The sequence below is a fragment of the Larkinella bovis genome, assembly GCF_042655385.1.
Taxonomy (GTDB): Bacteria; Bacteroidota; Bacteroidia; order Cytophagales; family Spirosomataceae; genus Larkinella; species Larkinella bovis.
On the sequence record NZ_JBHSMA010000012.1, the window covers coordinates 137164 to 161519 of the forward strand.

At 54.1% G+C, this 24356-nt stretch carries 20 protein-coding genes; 14 read left to right on the forward strand and 6 right to left on the reverse strand.

Features of this window, described 5'->3' with window-relative positions; all coding sequences use genetic code 11:
* Positions 1 to 308: 308 nt before the first annotated feature.
* The 3 genes from ACFPMF_RS24080 (at position 309) to ACFPMF_RS24090 (ending at position 5054) form a co-directional block, all read left to right on the forward strand.
* On the forward strand, positions 309 to 716 hold the full coding sequence (locus tag ACFPMF_RS24080) for a hypothetical protein (RefSeq protein ID WP_379849925.1): 408 nt from the start codon (positions 309 to 311) through the stop codon (positions 714 to 716).
* Positions 717 to 833: 117 nt separating this feature from the next.
* Positions 834 to 1973, forward strand: a complete 1140-nt coding sequence (locus ACFPMF_RS24085) for a helix-turn-helix domain-containing protein (protein WP_379849927.1) — start codon at positions 834 to 836, stop codon at positions 1971 to 1973.
* A gap of 111 nt (positions 1974 to 2084) precedes the next feature.
* Positions 2085 to 5054 carry a M1 family metallopeptidase gene (locus ACFPMF_RS24090; RefSeq protein WP_379849929.1) on the forward strand — a complete coding sequence of 990 codons (2970 nt, stop codon included), beginning with the start codon at positions 2085 to 2087 and terminating at the stop codon, positions 5052 to 5054.
* Between the two features lie 9 nt (positions 5055 to 5063).
* Here the strand turns inward: ACFPMF_RS24090 and ACFPMF_RS24095 are convergent, their stop codons facing one another.
* Positions 5064 to 5774, reverse strand: a complete 711-nt coding sequence (locus ACFPMF_RS24095) for a hypothetical protein (RefSeq protein ID WP_379849931.1) — start codon at positions 5772 to 5774, stop codon at positions 5064 to 5066.
* Positions 5775 to 5903: 129 nt separating this feature from the next.
* Between ACFPMF_RS24095 and nfi the strand changes: the two genes are divergently transcribed.
* From nfi to ACFPMF_RS24120, 5 genes are all read left to right on the forward strand, one after another.
* The gene (nfi, locus tag ACFPMF_RS24100) at positions 5904 to 6608 is read left to right on the forward strand and encodes a deoxyribonuclease V (protein WP_379849933.1); all 705 of its coding nucleotides are present in this window, start codon (positions 5904 to 5906) and stop codon (positions 6606 to 6608) included.
* Between the two features lie 268 nt (positions 6609 to 6876).
* Positions 6877 to 7221: a DUF6567 family protein gene (locus ACFPMF_RS24105; RefSeq protein ID WP_379849935.1), complete on the forward strand. Its 345-nt coding sequence runs from the start codon at positions 6877 to 6879 to the stop codon at positions 7219 to 7221.
* A gap of 171 nt (positions 7222 to 7392) precedes the next feature.
* On the forward strand, positions 7393 to 8439 hold the full coding sequence (locus tag ACFPMF_RS24110; protein WP_379849937.1) for a sensor histidine kinase: 1047 nt from the start codon (positions 7393 to 7395) through the stop codon (positions 8437 to 8439).
* Positions 8420 to 9229: a LytR/AlgR family response regulator transcription factor gene (locus ACFPMF_RS24115; protein WP_379849938.1), complete on the forward strand. Its 810-nt coding sequence runs from the start codon at positions 8420 to 8422 to the stop codon at positions 9227 to 9229. Before ACFPMF_RS24110 ends, ACFPMF_RS24115 begins: the two co-directional genes overlap by 20 nt.
* 105 nt (positions 9230 to 9334) lie before the next feature.
* Entirely contained in the window at positions 9335 to 10780 is a 1446-nt protein-coding gene (locus ACFPMF_RS24120; protein ID WP_379849940.1) for a S41 family peptidase, read from the forward strand.
* Positions 10781 to 10859: 79 nt separating this feature from the next.
* Here the strand turns inward: ACFPMF_RS24120 and cydB are convergent, their stop codons facing one another.
* Positions 10860 to 11894: a cytochrome d ubiquinol oxidase subunit II gene (gene cydB / locus ACFPMF_RS24125; protein ID WP_379849942.1), complete on the reverse strand. Its 1035-nt coding sequence runs from the start codon at positions 11892 to 11894 to the stop codon at positions 10860 to 10862.
* An 89-nt stretch (positions 11895 to 11983) separates the two neighbouring features.
* The gene (locus tag ACFPMF_RS24130; protein ID WP_379849944.1) at positions 11984 to 13357 is read right to left on the reverse strand and encodes a cytochrome ubiquinol oxidase subunit I; all 1374 of its coding nucleotides are present in this window, start codon (positions 13355 to 13357) and stop codon (positions 11984 to 11986) included.
* A gap of 253 nt (positions 13358 to 13610) precedes the next feature.
* On the opposite strand from ACFPMF_RS24130, the gene ACFPMF_RS24135 reads away from it, so the two are divergent.
* Positions 13611 to 14375, forward strand: coding sequence for a creatininase family protein (locus ACFPMF_RS24135; protein ID WP_379849946.1), 765 nt, complete (start codon positions 13611 to 13613; stop codon positions 14373 to 14375).
* Here the strand turns inward: ACFPMF_RS24135 and ACFPMF_RS24140 are convergent.
* Both ACFPMF_RS24140 and ACFPMF_RS24145 read right to left on the reverse strand, forming a co-directional pair.
* On the reverse strand, positions 14364 to 14690 hold the full coding sequence (locus ACFPMF_RS24140; protein WP_379849948.1) for an HI0074 family nucleotidyltransferase substrate-binding subunit: 327 nt from the start codon (positions 14688 to 14690) through the stop codon (positions 14364 to 14366). The two genes, ACFPMF_RS24135 and ACFPMF_RS24140, sit on opposite strands and share 12 nt — an antisense overlap.
* Positions 14691 to 14877: 187 nt before the next feature.
* Positions 14878 to 16242: a PQQ-dependent sugar dehydrogenase gene (locus tag ACFPMF_RS24145; RefSeq protein ID WP_379849950.1), complete on the reverse strand. Its 1365-nt coding sequence runs from the start codon at positions 16240 to 16242 to the stop codon at positions 14878 to 14880.
* 203 nt (positions 16243 to 16445) lie between these two features.
* Here ACFPMF_RS24145 and ACFPMF_RS24150 point away from each other — a divergent pair, with 203 nt between their 5' ends.
* The 5 genes from ACFPMF_RS24150 (at position 16446) to ACFPMF_RS24170 (ending at position 23654) form a co-directional block, all read left to right on the forward strand.
* A complete protein-coding gene (locus tag ACFPMF_RS24150) occupies positions 16446 to 18206 on the forward strand; it encodes a PA14 domain-containing protein (RefSeq protein WP_379849952.1) in 1761 nt (586 codons plus the stop codon).
* 3 nt (positions 18207 to 18209) lie between these two features.
* Entirely contained in the window at positions 18210 to 18548 is a 339-nt protein-coding gene (locus ACFPMF_RS24155) for a tRNA-binding protein (protein WP_379849954.1), read from the forward strand.
* Between the two features lie 9 nt (positions 18549 to 18557).
* Positions 18558 to 20558 carry a plastocyanin/azurin family copper-binding protein gene (locus ACFPMF_RS24160; RefSeq protein ID WP_379849956.1) on the forward strand — a complete coding sequence of 667 codons (2001 nt, stop codon included), beginning with the start codon at positions 18558 to 18560 and terminating at the stop codon, positions 20556 to 20558.
* A 161-nt stretch (positions 20559 to 20719) separates the two neighbouring features.
* The gene (locus ACFPMF_RS24165) at positions 20720 to 21946 is read left to right on the forward strand and encodes a sensor histidine kinase (RefSeq protein WP_379849958.1); all 1227 of its coding nucleotides are present in this window, start codon (positions 20720 to 20722) and stop codon (positions 21944 to 21946) included.
* 187 nt (positions 21947 to 22133) lie between these two features.
* The gene (locus ACFPMF_RS24170; RefSeq protein WP_379849960.1) at positions 22134 to 23654 is read left to right on the forward strand and encodes a GH3 family acyl-acid amido synthetase; all 1521 of its coding nucleotides are present in this window, start codon (positions 22134 to 22136) and stop codon (positions 23652 to 23654) included.
* Here the strand turns inward: ACFPMF_RS24170 and ACFPMF_RS24175 are convergent.
* A complete protein-coding gene (locus ACFPMF_RS24175) occupies positions 23649 to 24272 on the reverse strand; it encodes a hypothetical protein (protein ID WP_379849962.1) in 624 nt (207 codons plus the stop codon). The genes ACFPMF_RS24170 and ACFPMF_RS24175 overlap by 6 nt on opposite strands.
* Positions 24273 to 24356: the final 84 nt, after the last annotated feature.

A 24356-nucleotide genomic window follows, 5' to 3' on the forward strand; every position in this document is an offset into this window, starting at 1 on the left:
GTGGAGTGAAGTCGGTTTTATGGACTTGTATACACGTCGTAAGTTACACGAAGCGGGTGCGTGGGACAAGCCTTTTCAAGGTAAAGTTGCCGAATGGGTGCCGGCGTAACTATTACCAGTTGGCAAGTGGTGGGAATGGATGCACAAGTCACCGCTTCCGATGCACAACTCCCAGGGCGTTGATCGGCAAAACCGACCGGCTGATCGGTAAAAACCGTCTCCCGGTCGAATGGCCGGAAAACCGGTTAAACGCAGGTCTTAAACCGTCCTCTAAGAATCAGTTACGCACCAATAAACCACGTACGATCATGAAAAAGACAATCTTCGCCCTCGCAACTGTAGCCCTCTTAAGCACCGGTGTTTCCATGGCTCAACGCGTATATAACCCGAATGCCAACCGTCCGAACGCTCCGTTCAACAACAATAAACCGGGGTCGAGATTCGACGACGTTAAGGAAGATATCAAGATCGATAAACTGGATGCCATCGTCGATCTGTCGCGGAAACAGGAAAAAGAATTGAAACGCATCGAAGACCGTTACGATAAAATGGAAACGGCAGCGATGCAACGCTGGAATCCGCAGCAATACCAGCGTTTGCAGGCCCAGAAACAGCAGGAAATGCTGGATGTGCTGAATAAAAAACAATTGCAGAAATGGATTGCTTTTCAACAGTCTACGCGCAATCATCGCGGTCCGGTGTATGGCCGCCGGTAATTCGGCCTGCATTCGTTTTCAACCCCGCTTTCGCACTGGCAGAAGGCGGGGTTTCTTTTTGGACGAAACGGATTCAGAGCCTCTTGAGTGGTGTCGATCTTTTCGGTAATTTGCCGTATGACGCTTCCACCCCTGGATTTAATTCTTTTGCTGGGCACCGCACAGGGCTTTATCCTGGCCGCTCTGTTGTGGTTTAACCGCAAAGGTAACCGCGTGTCGAACCGGCTGCTGGCCGCGTTGGTGGGGCTGCTGGCGTCGGCGAGTCTGGCGGTCGGGATTCCGATCCTGAACCCCTGGATCAATCTGTTTGTCGATTTCGTGCCGCTGATTATCATCATGCCGGTTGGGCCGCTGGTGTATTTTTACACCCGCTCGGTACTGGACCCCGACTTTCGGCTGGGGAAACGGGAGAAAAGGCATTTCTGGCCGGTCATCATCGACTGCGGCAGCCGACTCATGGCCTGGGTGTTCCTGTTCGGGCTCCTGCTGGGTGTTTTCAGGCATTCGGATAGCCAGAAAGTGGGCTGGCTGATGGATGAGTATGATAAGTACGCCGATATTCCGCGGTGGCTTTCGGTAACGCTTTATGTGGTCGTGACCGCCCGCTGGCTGCACCGGTTTCGGAGCCAAACGGACGAGATGACGGCGCAACAACGGGTTTCTCTGCGCTGGCTCCGTCAGCTCCTGATGATCTTTCTGGTTTTTCAGACCATCTGGTTACTGCACCTGATTCCGTATATTATTCCGGCGACCAGCAATGCCTTGCTGGATGCCTTTGGCTGGTATCCGCTCTATATTCCGATTGCCATCATGATTTACTGGATTGGGCTGGGCGGCTACCTGTATGCGCGCACGACGGTGGCCGAAACCGAACCGGTTCGGAAAACCGTTGCGACGGTTTTGCCGGATGAACTGGTGCAGGAAGCGTCGGCCGGACTGCGCAAAGCGATGGAAACCGACCGCCTTTACCGCGATCCCGAACTAAGCGTCGAGAAAGTCGGGCGGCATTTGCAGCTACCGGCCAAAACGATTTCGGCGGTGCTGAACCAGCACCTCGGCAAAAGCTTCAATGCATTCGTGAACGAATACCGGCTCGAAGAAGTCAAACGACGGCTGAATGACCCGGCCTTCTCGAACCTGACCCTGACCGGCATTGCGTTCGAATGCGGTTTTAATTCGCAGGCCACCTTCCAGCGGACGTTCAAACAAATGACCGGTTTTTCGCCCAGGGAGTATCTGAACCGGCAGGCGGCCTAATCCACGTCGTCAACTCTTTTGGGTTTTTGTTGTTAAAAATTCCTCTCAAATCCGGATTTGAGCAGACTGGAGACCGGTTTTTAGTGTGTTTTGGGGCAAATGACACGCTCCATGCAGTATCCAGCAAATCTCTTCCGGCAATTCCTCGTTGGCTTTCTTTTTACCTCTTTTGCCATTGGCACAAGCGCCCAGTCGACGGGCTACCTGACGCTTTCCGGAAAAGTCATCAACCGGGAAACCGGCGAACCGGTGCCATTTGCCAGCATCTCGGTGGTGGGGCGGGGCATAGGTACGGTTTCCAACGTGGTTGGTACCTTCGTGCTGAAAGTGCCAGCCACGTTCGTGGACGACAGCCTGAAAGTGTCCAGTGTGGGCTACCAATCCATTACGCAACGGATTTCAGCCGTAAAAAACCCGAACCCGGTTATTTACTTAAAAACTGCCGCCGTAACGCTGGACGAAGTGCAGGTGCAGGCCCGACGGAAAACCGCCGAGGATATTCTGCGCGAAGCCGTGGCCGCCATTCCGCGCAATTACGATACCACCTCGTTGCAGCTAACGGCTTTTTTCCGGGAAGACCAGGCGTTTGGTGATCAACCCGTTGTGTCCAGTGAAGCCATCCTGTCCATTTATAAAGCGGCTTATAACCAGTCCGAGATAAAAGATGGCATGAAGTTGATCAAAGGTCGGAAACGGGAATACGACCGGGCCATCCATCAACTGCCGCCCATGATCAATTTAAACAACGGAGCGCGAAACCTGCTGCTATATACCGACTTTGTCAAGCTGGCATCGTATAAACGGAATCTTATTAATGAACGGAATTACCCGTACTACGATTTTACGCTGAGCACCCTCAAGGGCGACCGGCTGCTATATGTGATCGATTTTAAGCCGGGCAAACGGAAGCGGAAAGCCTTTGGTAGCGGTAAGCTCTACATTGATGCCCAGACGATGGCGTTTGTTCAGATCGAATACGAGGCAACCCAGGCCGCGGTTGATGCGGAAAACAACCGGGATTGGCTGCTGAAGAAAGTGGCGTCGGCTGTTCATAAATTGGATCTCAAGTTTACCGGTCTGAAAGAGGTAGTGAAGTATAGCCTGCCCGATGGTGCTGATGCAGGGGATAGATGGCACGTCAGCCATGTCGAGCGGCTGTATCGTTTTCGGATTACTAGCAAGTCGCGGAAGCTGATCGATAGGCCCTGGACCGTGACCAGCAGTTTGCGGGTGACGGAGGTCGGACCGAAAGGAGTACCACCGTTTACGGAAGGAAACATCGCCGAAAATCCCAGCCCGATCAACAACCTGATCCGCAACCAGAACGATCCGGATTTTTGGGAGAACGACAGCGCCCGGCAGCACGTTTCGGCGGATACGGTTTTGGGCAAGAATCCGGTTGCGGGTCGGGCGGATTCGGTGGAAAGCCGACTGCTGAAATCGGTTTCCAACCCGGTTGGAAACCGACAGAACGGTTTTACGAGGGCCGATACGCTGCGGGGTAAATTAACGCCATTCCGCAGCCATTACGACGTAACGTTCTACGATCTGGCCGTGAAGGTCGACATTGACCAGCGGGTAATCAGCGGCACAAACCGGATGCGCTTTCGGGTGCTGGAGCCGCTCGATAAACTCCAAATCGATCTGTACGAAAACATGCCAATTCACCAGATTCGACACGCCGGAAAACCGTTGCGCTATACGCGGGAGTTCAATGCGGTTTTTGTTGAGTTTCCGGAAATGATGAAAGCCGGGAGCGAGCAGGAAATCGAGATTGAATACGCCGGAAAACCGCAGGTGCCGGATCTCAACGTACCGATGATGGGCGGTTTTTTGTGGGAGAAAGACCGCGACGGCAATCCGTGGGTGCAGGTGGTTTGTCAGGGATCGGGCGCGAGTTTGTGGTGGCCCAACAAAGATCACCTTTCCGACGAGCCCGACAGCATGCGGATCAGCGTGACGGTTCCCGACGGGTTGATGAACATTTCCAACGGGCGACTTCGGAGCAAAACCGCCCTGCCCGGCAACTGGACGCGCTACGAGTGGTACGTGAGCTACCCGATTAACAACTATAACGTGACGCTGAACATCGGCAACTACGCCCACCGGCGCGAAGTCTACGGCCCGGATTCGCTGACGCTGGATTTCTACTGCATGCCCTACCACCAGGAAAAATTCCGCTGGGTGTTCGACGGGGTGAAACCCATGCTGGCGACGCTGGAGAAACACTACGGTCCGTACCCGTTTCCGCGCGACGGTTTTACGCTGATGGAATCGCTTTACCCGATGGAACACCAGAGCGCGGTTTCCTTTGGGAAAATGCCGAACGACAGCGCCGGTCCGCTGACGCTGGTCGATACCCTGCGGCACATGCAACTAGTCTGGCACGAAGTCGCGCACGAATGGTGGGGTAATAATGTCAGTTGCCGCGACATGGCCGATATGTGGTTCCACGAAGCGTTTGCCACCTATTCGGAAGGGTTTTACCTGGATTCAGCGGTGCCGGAAAATGGTGAACTGGGGTACATCGCGTCCCTGCGAGCGCAGGTAATTGGCAAAGAGCCGGTGATCGGGGTGCGCGATGTCAACCACATTCACTACGAAATTGGGGATATGTATTCCAAAGGGGCGCTGGTGCTGTATACCTTTCGGCACGCGCTCAACAACGACCGGCTTTGGGCGGAGATGCTGAAAGGTATACAACAGCGGTTTCGGCTACAAACGATCACCACCAACGATTTGATTGGTTACATCAACGAAAAAACCGGCACGGACTATACCTGGTTTTTCGACCAGTACCTGAACTACACCACGATTCCGACCCTGGAAGTACAACTGACGGAAAAAGGCTCGTCGTTGGAGGTCAAATACCGCTGGAAGGCCGATGTGCCGAATTTCCGGATGCCGGTTGCGGTGACGAAAAAACCGGACCAGTTCGGGCGGATTTTGCCCACAACCAGCTGGCAAACGATTGTGTTGCCAAACATGGAGATCGACGACTTTGAAGTGGACGAAACCCGGTTTTACGTAAACGTCGAAGTGGAGGAGCCGCAATCAGTCAGCAGCCGTTCGGACCGCTGACCGCTGATTTTACTTCACGACAAACTCCGAATCCTTGACGCCGTTGTTGATTTTGACTTTATCGACCGTAATCTGCATCTGAAACTGGCCGTTGCCCTGCGAAATCGAGGTCGGGTACTTCAGTCCTTTAAAGTCTTTATAGTCAGCGTACTGGATGGCTTGCTCCATCTCGCCCCGGGGCGTTTTCTGGGTCGAAACCGACTGCACTTTCAGGCCGGACGCTGCGTCGTAAAAATCCGTCCACGAAGCCGCGCCGTCGGCTGTCGTGTGTTTCACCTTGTAGGCATCTTTCCCGGCGATTTTCTCGGTGCCTTCCACCGTGCTTTTAATGCCCAGTTCGGCCAGGTGCAGTTCCGGAAACAGCGTTCCCTGAATCAGTCCCAGCTGGGCGTCTTTGCCTTCCAGCGTCTGGTTCCCGCGTCGGCCGCCCGTCACGATTTTGGTGCCGTCGCTGGTCATCTTGAAAACCTCCATCCCGTTGGCAATCATCGTCCGCGAATACTTGTTCGGCGCTTTCTGCTTCAGCATGATCACCATCGAGTTGCCCTGCATGTCGGTCGACATCTGAACATCCAGATCGTTGATTTTTGCCAGAAAATCGGTGCCGCCGATGGCGGTCAGGTATTTATTGATTACGTCGTCCGCCGAGGGTGTACTTTGGCCGAACGCAAACACGACGAATGCAGGGAGCAGCAGCAGGGTCAGAATTCCTTTTTTCATGGTTTTGGCAGAAGGTTTGTTTTAAAGCTACTGAAAAAGCAACTAATTGCCAGAAAATACCGTCCGGCCATCAGATTTGAAAACATCGCTCCCGCGCCTGGCGTTAGAAGGTGGCAACTGAACCAACCGATGGCAACGTATCAACTCCTCCACGACTGGACTGTGACCCCCACCGAAGCCGTGGCCCTGCAACAGCAACTCCGGCACCAGATCAAAATTCAACCGCTTACCAAACCAGTCGAGACGATTGCCGGCTGCGATATTTCCTTCAACAAGTTCGAGGAGACGGTGTATGCCGGGATTGTGGTGTTGCGGCTGGATACGCTGGAGGTTATCGAAGAAGTGGGCGTGATCAGTTCGGCTACGTTTCCGTACATCCCCGGTCTGTTGTCGTTTCGCGAAATTCCGTCGCTGCTCGAAGCCTGGTCGAAACTCAAAACCGAACCCGATGTGGTGATGTTCGACGGGCACGGAACCGCCCATCCGCGCCGGATCGGTATTGCCTCGCACGCGGGTTTGTTCCTGAACCGCCCCACCTTCGGTTGCGGCAAGTCGGTGCTAGTCGGGAAATACGACGAACCGGCTCCCGAGCGGGGGGCGTGGTCGCCCATGACGCACTATGGCGAAACGATCGGTGCGGCTTTGCGGACCAAAAACCGGGTCAATCCGGTGTACGTCTCGCCCGGCCACCTGATTGATTTGCCAACCGCGATTGATCTGACGCTGCGCTGCGATGGGGTCCGCCGTGGATACGGCTACCGGATTCCCGAGCCGACCCGCCGGACCCATAACTTGGTCAATGCCCTGCGCCGGGGGGAGCGTGCTCCCGACTAAGGGCGACTGTCAGTGGGTACATATTAGTTTACGAACCAGATTCTAACTCCTTTTTCCCGGACCTGGTCTATGTACCATAAACGTGGGGTTTCAGCGGGTAGTTTTCTGGTAATTTTCAGCCTCCCCGGATGCGGCCACATTTTCGAGATCGGTAATGCGAAACCGTACCTCCTGCGGACTGTATTCCCTGTGCAGGGTATCGCTTGAATGGTTTTGCCGAATACAAAACCATAACTATATTTAACTATAACTATATCATATGTACTTTATGAGAAAATTGTCATTTTTACTGTTCGTTATTCTATCCGTATTATTTCAGTCGTGTGCTTTCCATTATGGCGCCCTTTCTGATAGTGCCAGTCTTTCTTATCCAAACTTTACCATTGTCCGATCAAATATTCAGGGCAGTGCCAAAACGTTGAAAGTAGTTGGCCTGGGTGGGTTAGCCCGGAACGCTATCGTAGCCGATGCGAAAAAGAATCTGCTAGCGAAATACCCTCTTAAAGAAAATCAGGCCTTGGCTAATGTTTCGGTAGATTTCAAAACCTCCTTACTATTTATTGTTCAGACCAAAACCTGTATTGTAACCGCAGATATAGTAGAGTTCAAATAAGCTTCGGGGCCCGGTTACTTTAACTGGGCTTTCTTTTTCAATCAGGCTTGCGGCCTTCCCAATCCGTACCTTCCCAAACGGAATAATTTTTCGCATTCAGGCACACTTTTTCGACACTTCGGCGACGGCTGTCTTCCGGTTCAGTACCTTTTATCGCATTTTTACAAAACGATGGAAAAACTGAACGACAGGTGGTTGCGAGTGATCGGGATTCTGGTGGTAGCGGTGGTGGCCAATTTCGTCTTCTACCAGCCCGATAACGGCCCCGAAGATATCGGGTGGTTGCACAGCCTGCTCATTAGCCTGATCGAATGGGCGGTTTTGCTGGAAGTAAACCGGCAGGGCATCCTGATCGCCCGACGGCGCTATCCACGGCTGAACCAGACAAAAAAACGGATTCTGCTGGAACTGGGGTGGTTTGCCACGGCCACTATTCTGCAACGGGTGCTGGTGACGTATCTGTACGACGTGACGCAGTTCTGGGGCTACCCGTTGCCGGGTGGCACCTACTGGGTCACGACGCTGGTTTCGTTCCTGTTTACGCTGCCCATTGCCGCCATTTACGAAGGCCAGCACCTCTATCGCCAGTGGTGGACCACCTATTACGAAGCCGAACAACTCAAGAAAGAAAACCTGCAAAGCCAGCTCGATTCGCTCAAGGCGCAGATTAATCCGCATTTTCTGTTCAATAGCCTCAGTACGCTGTCGTCGCTGGTAGCCGAGGATGCCAAACAGGCCGAGCGGTTTATCGAAGAACTGGCGTCGGTGTATCGGTACGTGCTCCAGACCAACGAGCAGCCGTTGACCACGCTGGACAACGAACTGCATTTTATCCGGGCGTATTTCAACCTGCTGCAAATGCGGTTTGGGCGGAGTGTGGAGCTGGATGTGGCCGTGGAGGAGCGGCTACACGGTTTTTTGCTGCCGCCCCTGACGCTGCAATTGCTGGTCGAAAATGCCGTCAAACACAACGTTGCCCTGCCCAACCGCCCTTTGCTGATCCGGGTTTATACCGACGAGGCCAATAATCTGTTTGTCGTCAACAGCCTGCGGAAGAAGACCATTCTGGCGGTTTCCAGCCGGACGGGGCTGGCCAACATTACGGCCAAATACCGGCTGTTGAAACAGCCGGAGGTCGTGGTCCGGCAAACCGACGAGTGTTTTCAGGTGATGATTCCTTTGATTCCAGCAACCCAGCATGACTATACTACTCATTGAAGATGAAGAAGCGACCGCCCGCCGGCTCCGGCGGATGGTGCAGGATGTTGAACCAACGGCAGTGGTTGTGGGCACCACCGTCAGTGTGGAAGAATCGGTGGAATGGCTGCAAACGCATCCAAAACCGGATTTGGTGCTGATGGATATCGAACTGGCCGACGGCCAGAGTTTCGAGATTTTCAACCGGGTGGCGGTCACGAGCCCGGTGATTTTTACGACCGCTTACGACGAATACGCCATCAAAGCGTTCCGGGTCAACAGCATCGATTACCTGTTGAAACCGGTCAAGGAAGATGACCTGCGGAATGCGCTGGGCAAACTCCAGCGAATGCGGGAAGCCCTGCTCGAGCAGCCCGATGGCCTGAAAGCTTCCCTGGCCAGTCTGCTGCAAAAAATGGCGGCATCGGCGGAGGGAAATTCGGCCTCCCCAACGGCGAACGCGGGGCAAGTGTACCGCGACCGGTTTCTGGTGAAACAGGGCCAGCGGCTGTTTTCGGTTAGTCTGGATGAAGTTGCCTACTTTTTCTCCCGCAACAAACTGTCGTTCCTCAAAACCCGCGACGAGCACGAATGGATGGTCGATTATACCATGGATGAACTGTCGGCGATGCTGAATCCCAAGCGGTTTTTCCGGCTCAACCGGCAGATCATTGCCGAACTGCGGGCCATCGACAAAGTGAATCTGTATTTCAACGGCAAACTGAAAGTTGGGCTACGGCCCGTGTTTGACGAAGAAGTAATTGTCAGCCGCGAAAAAGCCGGTGAATTCAAGAGTTGGTTAGGGGAGTGAATTCCGACGTTTCGGACGCTTAACGGAACACCTCAGTGTCCATCCGGTTTCGGCCGCGGCCTTTTTTAAGGAACTTTGGGACACCCAATTCTGGCAACAAATCCGATGAAACTCCGTCTTCTGCTCCCAGGCTTCCTCCTTGTTTTTGGCTTATTCGCGTCCGCAAGCGCCCAGACGCTGACGCCGGAACAATTGCAAACCGATTTCGCCCGGTTTCGGACCGCGCTCCATGAAGTGCATCCGGAACCCTACCAGTTTACGCCCAAACCGGCCTTCGATTCGCTGTTGATAGCCGCACAGGCTCAACTGAATCGCCCGATGACGCAGCAGGAATTTTACGTGACGATGGTGCCCCTGCTGGTGGCGCTGAAGGACGGCCACGTTAAGTGGATACCGGCGGGGGAGGACGAACATTACCCGTTTCATACCGATAAACTGTTTCCACTGAAGGTGTACGTGGTGGAAAACCGGATGTGGGCTGTCGGGAGTTTCGGGGCTAAAACCGTACCGGACGGGGTCGAATTGCTGCGGATTAACGGACAGTCTGTTGGTGAGATCATCCAAAAGCTGTTGCCGAACATGACGTTTGCCGATGGGTACACCGTCAACGGAAAATACGAGGATCTTAATCATTTTTTTGCCGGGTATTACGCCACCTTCATTGCGGCACCGGATGCGCACGAAATTCAATACCGGGTCGGAGACGAGGAGCAAACTGCTTCGCTGCCAGCGGTCACCCTCGAGCAGATCAAAGCCTCCCACGAAGCGCGTAAACCGGCCCGGCAACTCCCGTTCCGGCTGACTTTCCCGGCCAGTACCCAAACTGCCATCATGACCATCGAACGGTTTTGGGACGACAAGAAAGAGCAGGATTTTAAAGCCTTCCTCAACGAATCGTTCCGGCAATTGCGTGAAAAACAGGTAGAAAGCCTGGTGCTCGATTTGCGTAATAACGAGGGGGGAGAGGAGAAATACGGCGTCTGGCTGTACCGGTACCTGGCCGAAAAACCGTTCCGGTATTACGACCGGATCAGCGTGCGGCAGAAGAAAGCGTATTCGTTTCCGGCCTGGACCCCGAAGCTGTACCGGAAGTTTAAATGGCTGGTCGTGAAGAAAAAGGGAGATGGCTATGTCTTTACCAAACAGGCCGGTTTGAAACGGCAAAAACCGGCGCGGGATGCCTTTCACGGCAAGCTGTATGTGCTGCTGAACGGCCTGAGTTTTTCCGTGACTACGGAGTTTGCCGCCCGGGTTCACGCGGACCAGCGGGCGACGTTTATCGGACAGGAAACGGGCGGTGGCTACGGGGGTGATAACAGCGGGATTTTTACCATCACCCAATTGCCTCACGCCAAAATTGATCTGGGCATCGGCATGTTCGGCTTTCGGATGGCAAACCTTCCTCCATCGTTGAAACCGGGGCAGGGCATCATCCCGGATCATGTCGTGGTGCCGTCGGTCGAGGACGTGCTAAGCGGAACCGATCGGGTGATGCAGTACACGCTCCACTTGCTCTCAACGAAAGGTGCCGGGAGCACGGTTTTGAGGTAAAAGTTATGTCGCGGAGTTGAGCGGAACCTCTGATAGACTCTGATTTTCTCTGATCAACCCTGTGGTAATAGTTTGAAAATCAATAACTCGTCTCCTCCAGCTTCACTTTCCCGCGAAAGGTCCAGAAGACGAAAACCGTGTAAGTCAGCACCAACGGCATCCCGATCGCGGCAAAGAGCAGCATCGTCCGCAGTGAACCGTCGGTCGAGGCCGCTTCGTAGATGCTGATGTGACCGCGCGGGTCGGTTCGGGACAGCACCAGATTCGGATACAGACCCGACGCGAACAGCACCAACAGCAGGGCCGTAGTGACGGCGGAGGAGATGAAACCGCGCAGGTACCGCCGTTGCTCAATCATCCGGCGCATGTTCAGCACAATCAGGACGGCCGATAGCGGCAGGACAAACATCACCGGGTGTTGGTGAAAAATGGCTTCCATGTGCGGCACATAAATCAGCGTGGCCATTGAAGCCGTGATGAAGCACAGAATGAAAAATTTGCTGGTCTGGTTGATCAATATTGTCATTTTGGCGTACAGCCGATCCTCGGTTTTCATCGCCAGATACATCGCGCCGTGAAGCATGAACAGCGACAGAACCGTCACGGCAATCAGCAGCGCGTAAGGGTTGAAAAAATCCCGGAGCCGCCCGACAAACTGATGGTCTTTGTCGAGTGGAATGCCCTGGATCAGGTTACCCAGAATCAAGCCGAATAACAGCGAGATCGTGACGCTGGACAGGCAGTAGCTCACATCCCAGAGGGTGCGCCACCATTTCATTTCCTCCTTGCTGCGAAATTCAATCGAAATCGCGCGGAAAATAATGGCGACCAGCAGGAAAATAAACGGCAGGTAAAATACCGACAGCAGCGTGCCGTACACCAGCGGGAAGGCTGCAAAGAGCGCCCCCGCGCCGATGACCAGCCAGACTTCGTTGCCGTCCCAAACCGGGCCGATAGCGTTGAGCGCAATCCGACGACTTTGTTCTTTCCGGAAAAACAGGTGCAGCGCCCCGGCTCCCAGATCAAAACCGTCGAGAATACCGTACCCGCTGATGAGCGCGCCAATCAGCAAAAACCACCAGGTGGGAAGGTCGAGACCGAGAATGGTGTCCATAGTTTTTGAATGAGTGAATGAGCGAATGAGTGACTGAGTGAATAACCTACCGGATGCTTGCCCTTATTCACTCATTCGCTCATTCACAATTAAATGGGAGATGGATTGAGTTTTGACGGTGGCGTTTCCGGGTCGTCCTGCCCAACGTCGGGGCCGTGCTGGATTTTTTTGTTCAGCAGGTAGATAAACAGGATGAACAGGACGACGTAGACCAGCGTAAACAGGACCAGCGAAATCAGAACGTGTTCGGCTTTGACGGCCTGCGAGAGCGCGTCGGACGTGCGGAGCAGGCCGTAAACCACCCACGGCTGACGGCCCACTTCGGCGGTGTACCAGCCCACCTGGTTGGCAATCTGCGGCAGCAGCACCGAGCCGACAAAAACCGCCATCAGCCAGCGGGTTTCGAATAGTTTTTTCCGATAAAGCAGAACGATCGCCAGCCAGCACAAACCGATCAGCGTCATGCCGATGCCCACCATCAGGTGATAGGTTTGAAACACAAAATTGACGGCGGTTGGGCGGTTTTCGGGTTTGAAGCTGTTCAGGCCGGGGATCGGTTTTTTGAAATCCTGATGCACCAGAAACGACAGACCGCCCGGGATTTTCAAGCCGGTGGTCTGCTGTTTTTCGGCATCGACCCAGCCAAAGAGGTACATATCGGCGGGGGCTGAGGGTTCGAAATGGCCTTCCATCGTAGCCAGCTTGGCAGGCTGGTATTTCGTCACGACTTCGGCCGATTGGTGTCCTGTGAACAATTGCCCCAGCGACGAAATGGCGGCCACCCAGAGGGCAATGGTAAAGGCTTTCTGCGAATGCTCCACGTAGCGCCGTTGCATAACGTACCAGGCACTGACGCTTAGGACCAGAAACGACCCGGCCAGAAACGCGCCGATCAGAACGTGTGAATAGCGCTCAAGGGAGGACGGATTCAGCACCATGTCCCAGAAGTTGGTGACCACGGCGCGGGCTTTCAGGCCTTCCCCTTCAATACGATAACCCGCTGGGGTTTGCTGCCAGGAGTTGGCAACCACAATCCAGAGCGCCGAAAACATCGATCCCAGCGCGACCAGTACCGTCGACAGAAAGTGAACGCGCGGGCTGACGCGGTTCCAGCCGAAAATCAGGATGCCCAGAAAGGCCGATTCGAGCGCAAACGCAAAAATCCCCTCGGCGGCCAGGGCGCTGCCAAAAATATCGCCGACGTAGCGGGAGTATACCGCCCAGTTGGTGCCAAACTCAAATTCCATGACGATGCCGGTGGCCACGCCAATGCCGAAAATGAGCGCAAAAATCCGGATCCAAAACCGGGTCAGTTCTTCGTACACCTTGTCTTTGGTCTTCAGATACAGGCCCTCCATGAAAACCAGGCAGACGCCGAGGCCAATACTCAGGGGCGGGTAGATGTAGTGAAACGCAATCGTGAAGGCAAACTGAATGCGGGAGAGTAACTCAACGTCGTCCATAACCGGTTGGTTAGTTAGGAGTTAAGAGTGATGAGTTAAGAATTAAGCGTTAATGGACGAATCTAACTCATCACTCTTAACTCCTAACTCATTTTTGGCAAGGTACGGGAGAACCGGATACAAAATGCTGGTTTTAGACAAGATTTGAATAAGAAAAAGAGTTATTTCGCAGTGTTTATCAGAGAAAACCTCCGCTTACCTCTGATCATCTCCGCTCAACTCTGCGAAACCACTGACCCGTACTACGCCAACTATGCGTCCATACATCCTTGCCGAAGCCAACTGGAAACACATCCATGACCACCCCATCGAACTGGCGATCCTGCCCTGGGGGGCCACCGAAGCCCATAATTATCATCTGCCGTATGCAACGGATGTCATCGAAGCCGATGCGATTGCCGCCGAATCAGCGCGGCTGGCGTGGGAGCAGGGCGCAAAAGTGATGGTGTTGCCCACAATTCCGTTTGGCGTCAATACCGGCCAGACCGACATCCTGCTGGACATCAACCTGTATCCAAGCACACAGAAAGCCATTCTGAGCGACATTATCGAAGTGCTGAACCGGCAGGGGATTCATAAATTGCTGATTCTGAACAGCCACGGCGGGAATGATTTCAAAACCATGCTGCGTGAACTGGGCGTTCAGTATCCGAAGATGTTCCTGACCACCTGCTCCTGGTTCAACACGCTGGATAAATCGACGTATTTCGACGAGCCCAAGGGCGACCACGCCGACGAGATGGAAACCAGCCTGTTGCTGCACCTCCGCCCGGATCTGGTGCTGCCGCTGGACGAAGCGGGCGATGGAGCCGCCAAAAAATGGAAGGTGCAGGCCCTGCGCGAAGGCTGGGCCTGGGCCGAACGCAAGTGGTCGCAGGTGACGGCGGATACCGGCATCGGCAACCCCAAAGCCGCCACGGCGGAAAAAGGCAAGCGGTATTTTGAGGATGTGACGCAGAAAATCAGCGGTTTGCTGGTCGAACTGGCGAAGCTGGATATGACCGAATTATACGAGTGACGGTTTGAGCGTTAATCCAGACTCCTCTTCTAACCGGGAAGCTAATTTTTGCAACTGGTCAACATGTTCGGACGTAATGCTGGCAACTAATTGCCTGGCAATTTCGTCCTCGTAAGCCAAGTTCGTCAGGTTACGGCTTTTATGCATGCGAACCCAGGCAAAGCCGTCGATGTAACCGTCCTGAAAGGCCTGTTCAATGACTGGTTTGGGGCCTGTTATATCGTTATACCCTTTATCGCGTAAAAAATCCTGTACGGTTTTCCAGGCTAGTTCATAGGTATATTCAAACGCTTTGATGAGGCCCTGATCTTCCAACGCGTTTAATTCACTTTTTCAATGAATTTGTTGAGTTGAGCCAGCGCTTTCTTAAAACTCCCAAAGCGTTGTATCCACCGACTTTCCTGCTCCATACGTATCAAATTAACCGATCAAATCTACGGATTTTTCGGCCGGGCGGATTTCTGCCTGGACCCAAACCGGGTCGTTTGTACTAACGAACGGCTTACTTCCGGGCCGTATACATCACCCGCCAGATTTTTCCTTTAACCGAATCCGTAATGTACAGGGAGCCGTCGGGCCCCTGCGCCAGGCCCATCGGGCGGTGTTTGGCATCACCAGGGCTGGCCAGATCGAGTTTGCCGGCATTCACATGGGTACCGGGCTTGCCCTGTTCGGCCACCCCCGCAAAATTCTCCGCAAACACTTCAAAGTTGCCCGCCGGTTTTCCGTCCTTCCCGAACGGTACGAAGGCCACGAAATAACCGCCCTGTTTCAGCGGGGCGCGGTTCCAGGAGCCGTGGAAGCAGATGAAGGCGCCGTTTCGGTATTTCGCCGGGAACTGATTGCCGGTGTAAAACAGGACGTCGTTCGGTGCCCAGTGACCCGGAAACGCCATGATCGGTTTTTCTTTGCCGGCGCAGCGATCGATTCTGGTGCCATCACCGCCGTATTCGGGGGCCAGCATTTTTTTGTTCTGTTCGTGGTCGTTGTAGCAATAGGGCCAGCCAAAATCCGATCCTTTTTTCACCATCAGAAACTCTTCGGAAGGTAGTTCGGCGCTGACTTCGTTGGTGAACTTTCCGCCCCAGTTGTTCAGGTTATCGCGACCGTGTTGCAAAGCGTACAGGGTGTTGCTGGCCGTGTTCCAGTCGATGGCGACGGCGTTGCGGATACCCGTGGCGTAGCGGCTCCCATCACTTTGCTTCTGATTCGGTTTATTGGCGTCAAATTCCCAGATACCGCCGTAATTTTCCAGGATGGGGCAGGGGTCCTGGCCTTTGGAGCCGGGTTGCCGGTCTTTTTCCTGACAGGCATTCGAAGGCGCTCCGAAGGTGACGTATAGCTTCCCGGCGGGTGAAAACGCCAGTGGTTTCGACGCGTGCTGGCGTTGCAGCGTCAATCCGACAACGATCGGCTCCGGTTGGGCAGCCGGATCGACCGTGCCGTTGCTTAGTTTGTAGCGGTACACCGAGGTGTCGGACGACGCGTAGAGGTACCCGTTGTAAATCGCCATACCGGTTCCGGCGTAGTTGCCAAATAGGGTGGTTTTATCGGTTTTTCCGTCGCCGTTGGTGTCCTGTAATTCAACGATGCCTTTGCCGTCTTTCAGTTTGTTGAGTTTGACAAAAATCGTCCCTTTTGCATCCACGGCAATGTGCCGGGCCGATCCGAGTTCTTCCGCGACGGTCAGCGCGCCAAAACCGGTCGTCAGTTTTAATCCACCATTGTCGGGGTCAGGAGCGGGAAGGATCGCCGAATTTCTGGAAGAAAATACCCCGGTGATACTCGAAAAGGCCGATAGCAGTAGCACAACAGCCACTTCCGCCATCAGGAAGTTTCGGGTCTTTAACAGGAATCGTTTTTTCATGGGATGAAGGATTTTGGGCCTGCTAAAATATTTACGAAAAGAAAACCAGAATCCATTATTTTTACAAGTCCAACTCCGCGACGAACCGAAAGGTTGGCTTGCTTTTAGGGTAAAAAAAACGCTGATTTCCCCTTTTGCAAAATAAGCAGTCATTCGGTCAGACTTGCAACTAATTGCTTAACATACTGAAACGTTACTCCTTGATGAATCCCATTCTACGATGGTTCCGCCGGGGAACCGCCCTTCTGCTCATGGTGGGGGCGGTGCCGGTCTGGGCGCAATCCGTTGACGAGTCATTGACCCCGCTTCTCACCGACCGGTTGTCGTCGGTTCCGCCGAACTGGAAACCGGCGGCTGGTGTTCAGGCAAATCCTTTTAAAGCTGAGGTAAAAACGAAAACCGGGAGCGGGGTTCTGGTCGGTACGCCCGGGCAACCGGTCACGCTCCTGACCAATGCCAGCGATGTCCGGCTGGTAATGGAGGTGATGCTCTCGCCGGGGGCCGAAGGCACGCTATCGCTCGGGTCGACCAACATCCGGCTGGCCGACAACTGGGGCAAACCGGCGATCAATACCGGAACGTTCGGGGCCATCGAAGGGGGGGCGGCCTTGTTACCCACCCAGAACGCCGTGAAAGCGCCGGGCCTGTGGCAAACGCTCGAAGTGCAGAGGCAGGGAAGTGGCAAAGGACCCGCTACGCTGGAAAAAATGACGTTGAACGGCGTAGTGATTCACGAGACGCTGGTGCTGCCGCGCGCAACGGATGGAACCGCCGGAACGGTGGCGCTGACCGTAAAAACCGGCACGGTGGCGGTTCGGAATCTGGGCTATCAGCTAATTACCGATCGGCCGGTGGCCAAACTGATGAACATTCGGTATAAACTGTACGCGAATAAAACCGAAACCACCTCGCCCGCCGAACTGGCCAATCTGAAGCTGGTGAAAGAAGATACAACGTCGGCCCTGACGTACGAGGTGAGCTACGGGCAGCCGCGCTGGCATGGCATTGTCTATACCGGCGATCTGGTGGTTGATAAAACCGGACCTTATACCCTCGCCCTGCAACAGGGCGGTTTTGCTTCCCTGCACATCGACGGTAAGGAGGTGATCGCCAATCAGCGCCTTGACCTGGGGTATATGAACACGGCGAAAATCAACCTGACGGCGGGCAAACATCCGTTTACGCTGTTTTTCGGGCGGTCGTGGCCCCGGCCCGGTCTGGGTTTCTTCATTTCGGCCCCCGACACCAAATTCCAGGCGCTGCACCCCCGCGCATCGCTGCCCGAACCCGATCCGGTCGGCGAGATCGCCGTTGAGCCTGGCACCAAACCATCGGTCATCCGGTCGTTTGTCAATTTTGGCCCCAAAAAGAAAACCCATTGTATTTCGGTCGGCAGCCCGACGGGCCTGAACTACACGGTTGATTTGAACCAGGGGGCGTTATTACAGGTCTGGCGCGGCCCGTTTGCCGACGTAACCGAGATGTGGTACGAGCGCGGGGAACCGCAGTTGCTGAAACCGCTGGGCACGCTGGCGGTTTTGTCGGCGCAGAATCCGCTGGCCCTGATGGCGAATGCCAGCCAGTACTGGCCCGATAGCCTGTCGGACAGTGAGTTGAAATACAAGGGCTTGTCGATGGACAAACAGGGCTATCCGATTATGCAGTACCGGCTCCGTGACCTGGACGTAACGGATGCGGTTTTACCCGATGCCGATAGCAAGTCATTCACCCGAACGCTGACGGTGAAAGGCCCCGACAACGAAGCCTTGTATTGCCGGCTGGCGGCCGGGGCGTCGCTGGAAGAAGTGGCGAAAGGACTGTATTCGGTGGATGGCAAGTATTACGTCCGGATTGAGGGTAAAATCAAGCCCACGGTGCGGAACAGTTCCGGACGGCAGGAATTGGTGGTGCCGGTTGTGATGAAAGGCGGTCTGGCAACGGTTCAGTATTCAATTTTGTGGTAGTCCATGGAAAATTATATTGCATGGGCCGACTTTGAAAAAGTAGAGATGGCCACCGGTACGATCATCGCCGTCGATGCGTTTCCGGAGGCCCGAAAACCGGCCTACAAACTGACCATCGATTTTGGCCCCCGGGGCATCAAGCGCTCGTCGGCCCAGCTGACCAGGTTGTACCAGCCGGCTGATTTGCTGGGAATGCAGGTGGTGGCGGTGATTAATTTCCCGCCCAAACAGATTGCCACCTTCCGGAGCGAATGCCTGGTGTTGGGCGCGCTGGGCCCGGATGGCGAGGTGACCCTGCTGCAAACGGAACGTAAAACTGAGAATGGCTCCCGAATTGCCTAGTTCAAGCATATGAAAAATAGACTCTCATTTCTCCTTTTTTTTCTTTTTCCCGCGTCTTTCGCCCTGGCGCAGCGCCCGTTGACGGAGGACGATTATTACCGGCTGATCACGGTTCCGGTTCCCGAAAATGTGCAGCTCGAAGTGGGCGGGATGGCCGTGTTGCCCGACGGTCGGCTGGGCGTTTCGACGCGCCGGGGCGAAGTCTGGCTGATCAGCAATCCGTATATGAAAGGCAGCCGCCAGCCGCAATACAAGCGGTTTGCCTACGGTTTGCACGAACCCCTCGGGCTGGCGTATCACCAGGGGGCGCTGTATGCTACCCAGCGCGGTGAACTAACCAAAATGATCGATACCGACGGCGACGACGAAGCCAACGAATACCAGTCCATCGTGAAATGGCCCTTGTCGGGTAATTACCACGAATATTCGTACGGCCCGCTGTTTTTGCCGGACGGTGACATGCTCATTACGCTCAACCTCGACTGGATCGGCTACGGAGCGAGCCTGGCCAAATGGCGGGGCTGGATGCTGAAAGTAACCGAAAAAGGGGAGTTGAAACCGTATGCGACCGGTCTGCGCTCGCCATCCAGTTTCCGGCAACTGCGCGACGGTAGCATTTTTTACACCGACAACCAGGGCGACTGGGTCGGGTCGGGTCGGATGACGCACCTCGAACTGGGCGACTTTGCCGGTAATCCCGCCGGTTTGCGGTGGTCGGCGGAACCGGGTTCGCCCATCAAACTGAAACCGGAAGACGTGCCGAGTACGGGCCAGCCGATGCACGAGGTGGCCAAAACCGTCAAAGGATTGAAAGTGCCGGCCATCTGGTTTCCGCACACCATTCTGGGTATTTCAACGTCTGATATTCTGGAAGATACGACCGCCAGCCGGTTTGGGCCGTTCGACGGGCAGTTGTTCGTGGGCGATCAGGGGCACAGCAAGATCATGCGTGTGTTCCTCGAAAAGGTTGAGGGCGACTACCAGGGCGCCTGTTTCGCCTTCCGGTCGGGTTTTCAGTCGGGAATTTTGCGGATGGCCTGGGGGCTGGATGGTTCGATGTTTGTCGGGCAAACCAGCCGGGGCTGGGCGGCCACCGGCAAAGATCCATTCGGCGTTCAGCGGCTGGTCTGGACGGGGCTGACCCCGTTTGAAATGAAAGCCATTCGCTCGATGCCCGACGGGTTTGAAGTTGAATTTACGCAGCCGGTTGATCGGAAAACCGCCGAAAATCCGGCCTCCTACAGCCTGAGCAGCTTTACGTACAAGTACCATAAAATTTACGGCAGCCCGGTTGAAGACGCGCGTCCGGTGCCGATTCGGGGCGTGGTGGTGGCCGAAAATGGCCTGAAAGTCCGCATTGTTGCCGATACGATGCTGCGCGAAGGCTATGTGCACGAGCTAAAAGCCGAGGGGGTTAAGTCGGCCGCCGGGCTGGCCTTACTGCACAATACCGGGTATTACACGCTCAACCGCATTGCACCGGGCACGAAACTGACCCTTGCGGCTCCTGCTAAACACGATCATACCGGCATGACGATGGCTTCGACCAAAGCGACTCCGCCGGTGGCGGGCGCGAAGGGAAAAGCCGCCGTCAGTGCCAAACGGGTGACGGAGCAGCCCGCCGACTGGACCAGCGGCCCCGATCAGGTGGTTACGCTCAGTACGTTGCCGGGGCTGAAGTTCGACAAGGCGCAGGTGGAAGTGAAGGCCGGAAGCCGCATCAAATGGGTCTTTAACAACAACGACGACATGCTGCACAACTGCGTGATTGTCAAGCCCGCGACGGCCAATGCCGTGGGCGATGCCGCGTTGCGCCTGAATCTGAACGGGTCTAAAATGCAGTATGTGCCGGTAACGCCGAACGTGCTGTTCCACACGAACCTGATGCAGCCCGAAACTGCCGAATCCCTCTATTTTGTGGCGCCTACGACACCCGGTGATTATCAGTTTGTCTGTACGTTTCCGGGGCATGCTTCCCTGATGCAAGGCATTTTGAAAGTTGTAAAATAGCCTTGTAATTGCATATCTTCGTGAGAATAGGTGGTTAAACAAGGCTTTAATCACCTATTCTTGTTAGTATCCTGAGCCACGATCCTTTGAAAAAACCGCAATTGCCCAATTCTTTCCAAAAAGTATTTACTGCCTTAGTAGGAGAACCCGGGAAAACCACGTTGGAAAGCCGTGTATTTAATTCGGTCTGTGTGGTGGGTATTCTTGCGATGGTTTATAACATTGCGTTTAATTATTCCATTGGCTTGCGGGAAGCTTCATTCATTTCGCTGGTCTTATTCATTGTCTTTACGTTTCTCTATTATCTCTCCCGAATCAAGAATAAATTCTACATCAGTATTACGGCGGGTGGGGTCCTGATCAGTCTGTTGCTGGGGGTTAATTATTTTTTTAACGGTGGTATTGTCGGCTCGACGCTTCTTCTGCTTTTACTGGTTTATTTCCTGTTATCCATTGTCGCCCCTACCCGCCAGTATAGGTTCTGGTTTTTATTTAACCTGATCATTGTTTTTAGTTTACTGACGGTTGAATATTTCTATCCGCAGAGTGTAATCAGCGGTTATTCGAGCCGTTTAAACCACATACTGGATGTCGCGTCAACCTATATTGTCGCCGTTATTCTGATTTACCTGACGGCGTATTTTTTCCGGAAAGCGTACAAAGCGGAACGGCGTCTGGTCGAAGAAAAGTCCATGGTTCTGAAACAGCTTAACGCGGAGCAAAACCGGCTTTTTTCGATTATTTCGCACGATTTGAGATCTCCGCTCGCTTCGGTTCAGCAATATCTCGAAGTGATTCTGGAAACCGAGCTGGACCCGGAGCAGAAGCGAAAAACCGAGTCGGACCTGCTGGTAGTGGTCAATCATACGCAGGATATGCTGACTAATTTATTGTCATGGTCCGCTACCCAGATGAATGGCATGAATGTCAGGCTCGTTCGCATCCCTATGGCCAGTTTGCTGAAGCCCATCGTTGAAATTTATAAACCCCTGGCGGCCAAAAAAGGCGTACAGATAGACTTTTCCGTCGATCCTGCGCTAACCGTCATTGCAGATAGCAATATGTTACAATTGATTGTCCGGAACCTGATTGGAAATGCCATTAAGTTTACGGCCTCAGGCGGGGTTGTTTCGGTTGTCGTCCGGGTTTCCAATCAACAGGGCCTGATCATCGTACAGGATAATGGGATCGGCATTCTAGCGGCTGATCAGGAAGACCTTTTTTCGCTGAAATCGCGCTCCACCTTTGGGACAAACCAGGAGAAGGGCGTTGGGCTGGGCCTTTTTCTCTGCAAGGAGTACGCGGAAGTGCAGCAGGGAAGGCTCTGGTTTGAAAGCGAGCATGGCGTGGGGACAAGCTTCTATTTAGCGTTGCCCCTGGCGGTTTGAGAAGAGCGAAAAGTACCCCGGAAATTCCGGACCAAAAGCCGGTTTTCGGGGCAGGGGCCAACGGCCCCGGTTCTTGGTTTCAAAGGTAATTCACCCTCGCCGGCCATTTTCATCGCGGTTAAATCGGCCGAACAAAGTCCACAGAATCGGGTTTATTGGGAAATATCCTATCCGATACCGGGACTTTATGGCAGTAATTGGTGAATTGATCCGCAAGGCGATCGATGTATACGGTTTTATAACGTCGGAACCCGATCCGGCGAAGGCGCAGCGCACGGTTTTGCAGAACCTGCTGGAAAAGGCCAAATGGACCGCTTTTGGCAAAAAGTACCAGTTCGGTGCCCTGCTGGACCGCCCGGATTTCGTCAAAGCGTTTCAGCAGGAGGTGCCCGTTCACGACTACGATCAACTGCATGCCGACTGGTGGCATTACCTGCTGGAAGGGCATCAGAACGTGACCTGGCCGGGCGGACAGTCGTTTTTTGCCCTCAGTAGCGGTACCACCAGCAATAGCAAAGCCATTCCGGTAACCGACGATATGCTGGATGCGATCCGGAAATCCGGAATTCAGCAGATTATGAGCCTGAAAAATTTCGACCTCCCCGCCGATTTTTTTGAAAAGCAGATCATGATGCTCGGGAGCAGCGTCAACCTGATCGATCAGGGCGATCATCAGGAAGGCGAAATCAGCGGGATCAGCGCCGGAAATATACCGGCCTGGTTTCGAATGTATTACAAACCGGGCATTGAAATTGCGTCGATCAAAGACTGGGACGAAAAAGTACGGAGAATTGCCGAAGAAGCGCCCCAGTGGGATATTGGCAGCCTGACCGGGATTCCGTCCTGGGTGGAAATGATGCTGAAAGAGATCATTGCGCACAACCGCCTGAACACCATCCACGACATCTGGCCGAATCTGCAGGTGTACACCACCGGCGGAGTGGCCTTTGAACCCTACCGGAAAAGCCTCGAAAAATTATTTGCCCGCCCGCTGACGTATATCGATACGTACCTGACGTCGGAAGGCTACCTCGCCACGCAGAAACGCCCCGATACCTCGTCGATGGCGCTCATTCTGGACAATGGCATTTTCTTCGAATTTGTGCCCTTTACGGACGACAACATGGATGAGGAAGGCCGGGTAAAACCGGGTGCCGAGGTGCTGACGCTGGAAGAAGCCGAAGAAAACGTGAATTATGTCCTGCTGATTTCGACCGTTTCGGGCGCCTGGCGGTACATGATCGGCGATACCGTGATGATTACGGACAAACACCGCTCGGAAATCAAAATCACCGGCCGGACAAAGCATTTTCTGAATGTCGTGGGCGAGCAGCTGTCGGTGTTTCAGATGAACCAGGCGATGGAGCAAATGCAGCAGCAGTTCGACGTGGAAATCAAGGAGTTTGTGGTGGCGGCCATCCAGAAAAATGGTGAATACATCAATAAATGGTTCATCGGTTCGAACCGCACAGTGGACCCGGCGCAGATGGCGGCTTCGCTGGATCGCGCGCTGTGCGAAGCCAACAAAAACTACAAGGTGGCCCGGAGCAAATCCCTGAAAGTGGTGGAAACTGAGGTGATTCCGGTCGAGAAGTTTTACCGCTGGAGCGAAGAATACAAGAAACTCGGCGGACAGACGAAAATTCCGCGGGTGATGAAAGAGGAGGATTTTCTGGCCTTCGAAACCTTCGTCAACGGGCTTTCATAAGGCCGATTTTTGCCGGGCCAGCCGGGCTTCTTCCAGCTTTTTCACCTGTTCCACAATTTCTTCCGGCGACACGTACAGGCGGGCAATCTTGTCTTTATACGCCTGGGGAAGCTCGGCATGATTCAGGATAAACCGCTTGGTTTCAACGAGGTAATGGCCCAGTCCGCGCTCCACCGCGAAGTGGTCGGCAATCCGCTCCACTTTTTTGACATACGCTGGCGAAAACAGGTAGGAGAGGCCAAAACCGGCCATTCCGAGCGTACTCCGGCGTTCGTAATCCATGATATGCCCCAGCTCGTGCCCGATCCAGCCGATCATGATGGCATCGGGAAGCTGGTGAATCGGCACGGCGCTATGGGTTAGTTTGAACAGGGCACTGATGTAAATCCGGTACGCACGGTTTTTGCGCCGGTTCAGCAAACTCCGAAAAACCGGCTGCGCCTGCATGACCGACGACCGGATACGTTGTTTGAAACAAAACCGGATGGTCGTATTTTTCAATTCCGGGTAGAACGACAGGGCCGTTAACACATTTTTTTTTATGACGGCCGGAATGGTTTTATGCGTACCAAATTCGGCCAGTTCGGGCGGGATTTCACGGTCTGGGCTTGTCTGCATAACAGGGAAGGAAACCCGTTTTGATTCGGGATCCTTTTAACGTAACCCATCCGATGGCAATTGGTTTGATGGAAGGTTTTGCCA